The organism is Actinomadura sp. KC06 (assembly GCF_004348735.1).
In the GTDB taxonomy this organism is placed as follows: domain Bacteria; phylum Actinomycetota; class Actinomycetes; order Streptosporangiales; family Streptosporangiaceae; genus Spirillospora.
Genome location: NZ_SMKT01000260.1, coordinates 1 through 7,713 on the forward strand (window position 1 = coordinate 1; position 7,713 = coordinate 7,713).

Below are 7,713 nucleotides of genomic sequence, written 5' to 3' on the forward strand. Positions count from 1 at the left end.
GGTGGGGTCAGGTGCCGGAGGGTGTCTGGCTTGTTGGGGTGGCGGTTAGTTGGCGTAGGAGGGCGCGGTTGTCGGTGCGGACCCATTCCTCGAGTAGGCGGCCTTGGTCGTCGAAGCGGAAGATGTTGATCAGGTCGAAAACGACGCGTTCGCCGTTGGGGGGCAGGGGGCCGGACGGTGACTGGGTGAACTCGCGGACGAAGGTGCCTTCGATCCAGGTCTGGCAGGCCAGGTAGTCGCCCTCCGCCACCATGATGCCGCGACGGATCGACCGGTCGTCGAAGGCGTCGCGGACCGATGCGAAGTAGGTGTTGAGGCCGTCGAAGTCGGATTCGAAGCCGTCCGGTCCGTGGAAGCGGAACTTCTCCGTGTCGAAGTAGGTCGCGGCCTCGGCTAGGTCCTCGCCCGATACCTCCAGTTCGCCGGCGCGGATCAGGCGTGCCACGAGTTCGTCCCTGGTGAGTTGCTGTGTCATGGCTCCAGCCTGCCTCCGTGCATTCATGCTGTCCAACGATGGTTTGGCACCGTTTCCATGAGGAGAACGCATGTTAGGGTCCGAGGCATGGCCGAGTTCACTCTCACTGGCCTTCGTGTCGTTCACCAGGTCGCCGCCTCGGGATCGTTCACTCGGGCCGCCGAGATGCTCGGCTACACGCAGTCGGCCGTCTCCCGCCAGGTCGCCGCGATGGAGGCGGCGGCCGGAGCTCCGATCTTCGATCGCGGCCGGCGTGGCGTGGCGCTCACCCCGGCGGGCCAGGTGCTCGTCCGGCGGGCGACGGAGATCCTCGCCGATCTGGCGGCGACCGAGCTGGAGCTCGCCGGACTGCGTGACCGGCTTGCTGGACGCCTCACCATCGGCGCCTACCCCACCGCCGCGATGGCGTTGGTCCCGCGTGCGATCGCGCAGGTGACGTCCGGCCATCCGGGTCTCGCCGTGATGCTGGACGAGGCCTCCACGCCCGCCCTGCTCCGCCGGCTGCGGACGGGTCGGCTGGAGGTGGCGGTCATCGGGGTCGGCCACGGCCTGCCGGACTACGACCTGAGCGAACTCCGCCAGACCACCGTGCTCCAGGGCGATCTCCTGGTGGCCGTCCCGGACACGCACCGGTTCGCCGGCCACGCCGCCGTCACCGTGGCGGACCTGGCCCAGGAGCACTGGATCGCCGGGGACGGGGCGTCCAGCGAGCCGCAGTTCGGGGCTTGGCCGACCTTGTCCGATCCACATATCGCGCACACCGCGCGCAGCTGGTCGACGCGCCTCGGCCTGGTCGCGGCCGGGCTGGGGATCACGGTCATTCCCGTCCAGGCCCTGCCCGCCCTGCCGGTGGGTCTGCGGGCCGTGGCCGTCACCGACAGCCACTGGACCGGCCGCGCGACCGTCGCCGTGACGTCGCCCCGCCCGTCCGCCCAAGCGCAGGCGATGATGACGGCTCTGCTGGATCAGGCCGCCCGTCTCCGCAACGCCTGATCATTGCGCTTGCCTCGGCATTCTGTCGAGCTGCGGATCTTTGGTCATTTGCCGGACGACGTGCATGCGCAAGTATTTCCTGTGGCGGTCTTAGGCGGCCGCGGCGACGGTTTTGCATTGTCGAATGCAAATGCACTCGCGCCGTACCTGCGGACGCTCTAGATCACGTTCCGAGTGGCGCTGGTTTTGTTCATATTGGTCGAGTTGCAGTACGAGTCAATCGTGCTCTGACCTGGTGCTTCTCTGGATACGGCGGTTTATGGGTTGAGGATTTGTGCGGTATTTGCCTTTTGTCTCTCTTGATCTTCATTGCCGAATGGCCATATTCGGCCGCCGTCGATTCGAGCGGAGGCGGCGACAACTTACAAGGTCTCTGCTTAGCTGTTTTGCGGATGGTCAAGGGCCGCTAGGTCGAAAGATCGAAATTGGTGTGCGCCGTCACGGCCTGCGAATAGGCCGCAGTGCGGCGCCCTGTCCACGGGGGCGGCGATGATGCCATGGCAGGCAGGTCCGGACGGGGCCGAGCCGGACGGGTTCGGCGTTCCCGCCGCCGCGCCGGATGAGGCGTCCGACCGCCCCGGGCCGTCGCAGGCTCCGGTGATCTCCATGCCGAAGGGCGGCGGGGCGATCCGCGCCATCGGCGAGACCTTCGCCGCCAACCCCGCCAACGGGACCGGCACGCTGAGCGTGCCGATCCCGGCCAGCCCGGCGCGCAGGGGGTTCGCGCCGGCGATGGCGCTCGGCTACGACTCGGGGACGGGCGGCGGCGTCTTCGGGCTCGGCTGGCACGTCGACGTCCCCGCGATCACCCGGCGGACCGACCGGGGCGTCCCCCGCTACCGCGATGCCGGTCCGCGCGCCGACGAGGACACCTTCCAGCTTCTCGGCGGCGACGACCTCGTGCTGGTCGGCGGCACGCGGCGGGAACGGTGCGCCGGCCGTAGCTACGCCGTCCGCCGGTACCGGCCGAGGCACGACGCCGCGTTCTCCCGCATCGAGCGCTGGACGGATGAGACAGACGAGACGGACGCGACTCACGACTCCCGCGGCGGTACGCACTGGCGCGTCACCAGCCGCGACAACGTCACCACCTTCTTCGGCGGCACGTCCGGCGAGCGGATCGCCGACCCGTCCGACCCCGCCCGCGTCTTCACCTGGCTGGCCTGCGTGAGCGTCGACGGCCACGGCAACGCGATCCGCTACGAGTACAAGGCGGAGGACGCGGCCGGTGTCGACGTGACCGCGCCCCACGAGCACGGCCGCGACCCCGGCGCCCGAACCGCCGCCCGCCACCTGAAACGCGTCCTGTACGGCAACGTGACGCCGGTGTCCGTGGACGACGCGGGCCCGCCCTTCGACCCGCCTCCCACTGACTGGATGTTCGAGATCGTCCTCGACTACGGCGAACACGGCGACGGCCGCGCGGAGGAACGTTCCTGGACGTGCCGCTCCGACCCGTTCTCGTCCTACCGCTCCGGGTTCGAGGTCCGCACGTACCGGCTCTGCCGGCGCATCATGCTGCTGCACCACTTTCCGGACGAGCCCGGAACCGGCGCCGACTGCCTCGTCCAATCGCTGGACCTCGCCTATGACGTGCAGCGGCCGTCAGGGCTGGCCACCCTGGCGTCCGTGACGCGTCGCGGGTTCCGGCGCGCGGATGACGGGACGCTGGTGTCGCGCGCCATGCCGCCGGTCGAGTTCACGTACGCGCCTGCGGAGTTCGGCCACGAGGTGCGCCGGCTGGACGACGCGTCCGCCGAGAACCTGCCCGCGGGGCTCTCCTCCCCGGCCTACCGCCTGACCGACCTCGACGGCGAAGGGCTGCCGGGGATCCTCACCGAGCAGGCCGGGGCCATGTTCTACAAGGCCAACCTCGCGTCCGGACGGTTCGGCCCGATGCGCGTCGTCGGGACGCGGCCCGTGCCGTCCGGGCTGAGCGGCGGACGGCGGGAACTCCTCGATCTCGACGGAGACGGCAATCTCGACCTGGTCGCGTTCGACGGGCCGGTCCCGGGGTTCAGCGAGCGCGCGGACGGCACCTGGACGGAATGGCGGCCGTTCGGCTCGCGTCCCGTCCTGGACTGGCAGGACGCGAGGACCCGGCTGGTCGACCTCAGCGGCGACGGCCTCGCCGACGTCCTCGTCCTCGGCGACGACGACCTCACCTGGTACAGGTCGCTGGGCGAGGACGGTTTCGACGAGCCCGGCCGCACCAGCCCGCCGCCACGCGCGGCCGCCGACGCCGATGTCGACGCGTGGATTCGTTCAGGCGACGTCGCCGAGACCGTCCAGTTCGCCGACATGACGGGCGATGGGCTGGCCGATCTGGTTCGGGTGCGGCTGGGCGAGGTCAGTTACTGGCCGAGCCTCGGGCACGGACGCTTCGGGCGCCGGATCGTGATGGACGGCGCGCCCCGGCCCGCGGGCCCCGACGAGTTCGACGCCCGGCGGGTGATCCTCGCCGACATTGACGGCTCGGGCGTGAGCGACCTGATCTACCTGGGCGCGGACGGCGTCCGCATGTACGCCAACCAGTCCGGCAACGGCTGGTCGGCGGCCGGGGAGCTGGACGTCCGGTTCCCGCGCATCGACTCGGCGGTCCAGGTGAGCGCCGTCGACCTGCTCGGCACCGGGACGCTGTGCCTGGTCTGGTCATCGCCGCTGCCGGGCGATGCGTCCTCGCCGCTGCGGTACGTCGACCTGATGCGCGCGGGCAAGCCCTACCTGCTCACCGGAATGCGCAACAACCTGGGGTCGGAGACGTCGGTCGCGTACTCGACGTCGACCGCGTTCTATGCGGCCGACCGCGCGGCGGGCCGTCCGTGGCCCACGAGGGTGCCTTTCCCGGTCCATGTCGTGGAGCGGGTGGAGACGCGCGACGCCGTGTCCCGGAACGTGTTCACCACCCGGTACGCCTACCACGACGGCCATTTCGACGGCGTCGAGCGCGAATTCGGCGGGTTCGGCATGGTCGAGCAGTGGGACACGGAGGAAATCGGCGCCCTGGATCCGTCCGAGGACCGCCATCCGGACGCGACCAATCGGGATCCGGCGGCGTTCCTCGCTCCCGTCCTCGTCCGTTCGTGGTTCCACACCGGGGCGACCGGGCAACCTGCGCGGGTGCTGGCGCGCGAGCCGGGAGGCACGCCGGTTCCGGCGAAGCCGACCCCGGACGAGGAACGACAGGCCGAGCGAGTGCTCCGCGGAAGCCTGCTCCGCCAAGAGACGTACGGCCTCGACGGCACACCCGAGAGCTCGCGCCCGTACACCGTCGCCGAACACGCGTACACGGTCGAACTGCGCCAGCGCGGGCACGGTTCCCCGCGTAAGGACGGCTACTTTCCTGCCGTTTTCACGTCTTACCAGGCCGGTTCCCGCGAGGAGCAGCACGAGCGGGCCAGGTACATGGTGGACGGTCGCGAGGTCGCCGACCCCCGCGTCCGGGACGAATTCGTCCTCGACGTCAACGAGTACGGCGACGTGCTGCGCTCGGTCGAGGTGGCGTACGGGCGGCGGCATCCCGATCCCGACCCCGTGCTCACCGACGCCGACCGCGCCGAGCAGGCGCGCCTCCGCGTTCTGGTCACCGAGAACCGGTACACGCAGGCGATCGACGCCGACGCCGACTACCGGACGCCGCTGCCATGCGAGAAACGAGTCACGGAGGTCGTCGGGCTCCGCCCGTCCGGCAAGACGCCTGGCGGAGGGTTCGGCGAGGACGAGTTGCGGGACGCGCTCGACCGCGTCACCGCCGACCTGCCCGTCACCGCGTGGGACGACGACGGCGCGGGCGGTCCGGCGCGGCGGTTGCTGGAGCGGCAGCGGTCGGTGTTCTGGCGCGACGACCTGAGCGGTCCATTGCCGTTCGGTGTGCTCGAACCGCTCGCGCTGCCGTACGAGACCGTCCGGCAGGTGCTCACCGACGATCTCCTCGACGCCGAATACGGCGACCGCGTGGACGCCACCCGGCTGGCCGAAGCCGGGTACGTGCGGGAGGACGGGGCCTGGTGGGCGCCGTCCGGACGGGTCCTCTTCACACCCGACGACGGGAGCCCGCCCGCCGCACGCTTCTACCTTCCGCACGCTTTCGTCGACCCGTTCGGTGCAAAGACCCGTCTCCAGTACGACCCGTATGACCTGCTCGTCGTCTCGTCCACGGACGCGGTCGGCAATGTCGTCAGCGTCGGGGAGCGGGAACGGGGGCGGGACGGTGACGACGACCGCGTCCTGCCGGGTGGCTACGACTACCGGGTGCTCCAGCCCAAGGTCACCTGCGACGCCAACGGCAACCTGACCGAGGCCGCATACGACGCGCTCGGCCGGCTCACCGCCACCGCCGTCCGCGGCAAGCCCGGCCCCACCCGCGACGCCGACGAAACCCACGACGCCGACGAAACCCAGGCCGCCAGCGAAACCCAGGCCGCCGGCGACGATCTCGGCGACACGGTTGCGGGGCTCGACCTCGACCCTAGCGACGCCGACCTGCTCGCCTACTTCGCCGACCCGCACGAGCCCGGCCTCGCGCAACGGCTGATCGGACGCGCCACCAGCCGCGCCCTCTACGACCCCAGCGCGTATTACCGCACGCGCACGCAAGGAATCGCGGAGCCCCGTCCGCCCGCGACGGCGCTTCTGAGCCGCGTCGAGCACGTCGCCGCGCAACCGCCCGGCGAGCCCGCCGCCCTCCAGCAGCTGATCACCTACTCCGACGGCGCCGGACGGGAGGCGCAGCACAAGGCCCAGGCCGAGCCGGACGCGCACGGCCGCCCCCGATGGAGCGGCACCGGTTGGACGATCTACAACAACAAGGGCCTTCCCGTCCGCCGCTACGAGCCGTTCTTCACCGCCACCCACGAATTCGAGTTCGCCCGCGCCGCCGGGGTGAGCGCCGTCGTGTTCTACGACCCGGTCGGCAGGGCCGTGGCCACGCTGCGTCCCGACGGCGGCTACGGCAAGGTCGTCTTCGATCCGTGGCGGCTCACCACCTGGGACGCCAACGACACGATCGCGCTCCGCCCCGACGCCGACCCCGACGTCCGCGGTCTCGTCGGGCGCTACCTCGACGGCCTCGACGCCGCCGGGACCCCCTGGCGGACCTGGTACGAGATGCGCGTCACCGGCGAACTCGGCGCGGACGAGCGGAGCGCCGCCGCGCAGACCCTCGCGCACGCGGGCACCCCGGCCCGCGCCTGGGCGGATTCGCTCGGCCGCTCGTTCCTGACCGTCCGCCACGACCGCGGTGCCGACGCGGCGCAAGGCGACCGCCACCACCGGACGCTCGTCAAGCTGGACGTCCAGGGCCGTCCCCGGGAGATCCGCGACCCGCTCGACCGCGCGGTCCAGCGGATCGGCTACGACATGGCGGGCGGGCTGATCCGGCGCGCGAGCATCGACAGCGGGCCCGGATTCGTCCTGCGCGACGTCCTCGGCACGGCCTGCGCGTCCTGGACGGCGCGCGGGTTCGTGTTCCGCACCGAGTACGACGCGCTGCGCCGTCCCGTCCGGTCGTTCGTGGCCGGTCCCGGCATCGACGGTGAGCGCGAGCACCAGCGCGTCGAGTACGGGGAGGGCGTTCCGGACGCCGCCGCCCGCAACCTGCGCACCCAGGTCCACCGGACGTTCGACGGGTCCGGCGTCGTCACCCACGACCGCTACGACCCCGAAGGCAACCTCGCCGAAGCGACCCGGCGACTCACACAGGACTTCCGCGACGCCCCGGACTGGGCGGGCCCGGTCGAGCTCGAAACCGAGCGGTACACCGGACGGGTCGCGTTCGACGCCCAGGGCCGCCCGGTCCGGATCACCGCGCCGGACGGCGGGACGATCACCGCGTCCTACAACCCGGCGGGGTATCTCGAACGGCTGGACGCGCAGCCCGCCGGCGAAGATCCCATCCCCGTCGTCACCGGCATGGACTACAACGCGCGCGGGCAGCGGATCGCCGTCGTGCACGGGAACGGGGCGCGCACCGGCTACACCTACGACCCGTTCACGTTCCTCCTGCGCGGCATCGTCACCGAACGGGACGGCGACCGCCTCCAGGACCTGCGGCACGTGTACGACCCGTCCGGGAACGTGACGTCCGTCCGCGACGAGTCGCAGCAGACGCTGTTCTTCCGCAACCAGGTCGTCCGGCCGGGCGGGAGGTACCGCTACGACGCGCTGTACCGGCTCGCCGAGGCCACCGGACGGGAGCACCTCGCGCAGGCCGACGGCGTCCGCCCGCCCGGCCCCCACCGGAACGG

The 7,713-nt window shown here is 71.3% G+C and carries 3 protein-coding genes; 2 read left to right on the forward strand and 1 reads right to left on the reverse strand.

The genetic code is table 11. The annotated features are described in order from the left end of the window. Positions 1-7: 7 nt before the first annotated feature. On the reverse strand, positions 8-475 hold the full coding sequence (locus tag E1287_RS40645) for an ester cyclase (RefSeq protein ID WP_207934760.1): 468 nt from the start codon (positions 473-475) through the stop codon (positions 8-10). Positions 476-562: 87 nt separating this feature from the next. On the opposite strand from E1287_RS40645, the gene E1287_RS40650 reads away from it, so the two are divergent. Both E1287_RS40650 and E1287_RS40655 read left to right on the forward strand, forming a co-directional pair. Then, positions 563-1,468 carry a LysR substrate-binding domain-containing protein gene (locus E1287_RS40650; RefSeq protein ID WP_131971053.1) on the forward strand — a complete coding sequence of 302 codons (906 nt, stop codon included), beginning with the start codon at positions 563-565 and terminating at the stop codon, positions 1,466-1,468. 489 nt (positions 1,469-1,957) lie between these two features. Next, positions 1,958-7,713: SpvB/TcaC N-terminal domain-containing protein (locus E1287_RS40655; RefSeq protein ID WP_131971055.1), on the forward strand; the 5,756-nt coding region annotated here is incomplete at its 3' end.

Bases quoted from the DNA above. Each gene is read 5' to 3' on its own strand.
- E1287_RS40650 (WP_131971053.1), top strand. From the start codon at position 563: ATGGCCGAGTTCACTCTCACTGGCCTTCGTGTCGTTCACCAGGTCGCC.
- E1287_RS40645 (WP_207934760.1), bottom strand. From the start codon at position 475: ATGACACAGCAACTCACCAGGGACGAACTCGTGGCACGCCTGATCCGC.